3 protein-coding genes are annotated in these 1,781 nt (G+C 66.9%); all 3 read right to left on the bottom strand.

Features of this window, described 5'->3' with window-relative positions; all coding sequences use genetic code 11:
• On the bottom strand, window positions 1-622 hold a 622-nt coding region (locus ACWDCZ_RS41015), incomplete at its 3' end, for a transposase domain-containing protein (protein WP_449818677.1).
• Between the two features lie 213 nt (window positions 623-835).
• Window positions 836-1,411 (bottom strand): hypothetical protein, encoded by a 576-nt coding sequence (locus ACWDCZ_RS41010; RefSeq protein ID WP_449818676.1) that lies wholly within the window; start codon window positions 1,409-1,411, stop codon window positions 836-838.
• Between the two features lie 61 nt (window positions 1,412-1,472).
• The coding region (locus tag ACWDCZ_RS41005) for a hypothetical protein (RefSeq protein ID WP_449818674.1) at window positions 1,473-1,781 on the bottom strand (309 nt) is incomplete at its 5' end.

The raw sequence follows: 1,781 nt of genomic DNA, 5'->3' as shown, positions 1-1,781 counted from the left end.
GCCCGGAAGCGGGCGATGTCGTCGGCCGGGCGGATCGCGTCGGCGAGCCAGGTGAAGGTGGAGACGGCGTTCTCGCGCGGGGACGGTGGCTTCGGCGGTCAGCTACCAGCGCGGCCAGCCGCAGTTGCGGGTAGCCGGAGATCCCGTTGCCGAGCCGCTGCCGGGTGAACACCGCGAGGTTGGCCGGACAGTCCGGGACCGGCAGCAGGGTGCCGTCGACCGCGACGACCCTCAGACCCCGCCACCAGCCGGCCGCCGCGGTCGTGGCAGCAGGGCCCCTGACCAGGTCGAACAAAGCTTTCATCGGTGCTGGTCCCAGCCGCTGGCGGGCCTGCCGCAACGCGCTGCCGCTGGGCCGGGCCGGAGCCGGGCCCGCCAGTCCGGCACACAGCCGGTCGAAGACCTGCCGGTATCCCAGCCCGGTGAACAGCGCTCCGGCCAGCAGGACGTAGACCGTGACCCATGCCGGTATCAGCCGGACCCTGCGCTGCACCGCGCCCGTCTCCGCCAGCACCTCGTCGACCATCTCGAACGGCACGATCCGGGTCAGTTCGCCGACATGACCCGGCGCGAACACCCCGGCCGCTGTCCCGCCCGGCCTTGTTGTGGCAGCCTGTTCCAACAGCGGAGCTCCTGTGGTGAGGATGTCTTGGAGGACAAACCTCTTCTACAGCAGCTCCGCTGCCTCGTTCACCAACGTTGACGAACAGCCCCCGCACTTAACCGAACGGCGTTGCTCCTGGAACCCAAGGACAGGGCAGCGGCCTTTCGGAGCTCCGCACCATGGATCAGGCGCTGCGGCGGGGCAACGGAATCGGCCCCGCCGGGTGGGAGATCAGGCGCCGTAGGTGCCGCTGGCCCATACCGGGTTGCCTTCGCCCTTGCCCTTGTACACGACCAGGTTGCCGTCGTTCTGGAACACGAAGTGCGAGTCGGCGCCGGCCGACCAGGTGCCGGTGGACCACAGGGCGGTCCTGTTGGTGTCGTAGACAACGAAGTTCCCGTCCGACTGCATCGTCGCCGTCGCGCCCGGGTGGTTGTACGTGCCGGTGGCCCAGATCGCCGAGCCGCTTTCCCTGTTGTACAGCACGAGGTTGCCATCGCCTTGCATGGCTAGCTCGTACTTGTAGCTGTAGCTGCACCATGCCGCGGTCGACACGATGGTGTAGTCGGCCCAAAAGGCGACGCCGAGGTTGTTGTTCGCGTTGTGGGCCGTACAGGGGGGTATGGAGCCTGCGAGTGCGGGGCTGGAGGGTATGGATTCTGCGAGTGCGGGGCTGGAGCCCGCCGCGGCGGGGGTGATGTCGGACGAGCCATGGGCTTGGGCCGCCGTCGGAGCGAAGGCCGTCAGCGTGACCGCTGCGGCTGCGATCGCGGTCCCCTGGGCGAACCTGGTCGTGAACCTGGTCATTTCACCATCCTGACTATGTCCGAACGTGATGTGCACGGATGAACTAGCTTTGATCATATGGTTATTGACGACCCGCCGCCATCATTTTCATGCAAACAGCGGCGAAGGTCCTGACCGCGATCGCTGCCCCTCTGCTACCAGCCAGCGCTGAGACACCAGCCGGGCCGAGCTCTACCCAGACCAGCAGTGCCTGCTCACCGAGATCGGCCTCAGGCCAGTCGCTCACCCCGCCAAACCGCGGGCCCCGCCGGCCCTCCCCTGGATGCGCGGATCCCTGCTCGCCCACCGCTCGCCCTTTATGGATGATTTCCATGAAGTGGGCGATGATATTTCGGGTTTGGGTTCTTCTACAGGAATTCTGCGTCATATC

This window comes from Kitasatospora sp. NPDC001225 (assembly GCF_053597855.1).
Note: the sequence above shows the minus strand (reverse complement) of the source record. Positions and strands in the feature narration are given on the sequence as shown.

What these genes read in the sequence shown, in the direction of transcription:
- ACWDCZ_RS41010 (WP_449818676.1), bottom strand. Translation starts at nt 1,411, where the DNA reads ATGACCAGGTTCACGACCAGGTTCGCCCAGGGGACCGCGATCGCAGCC.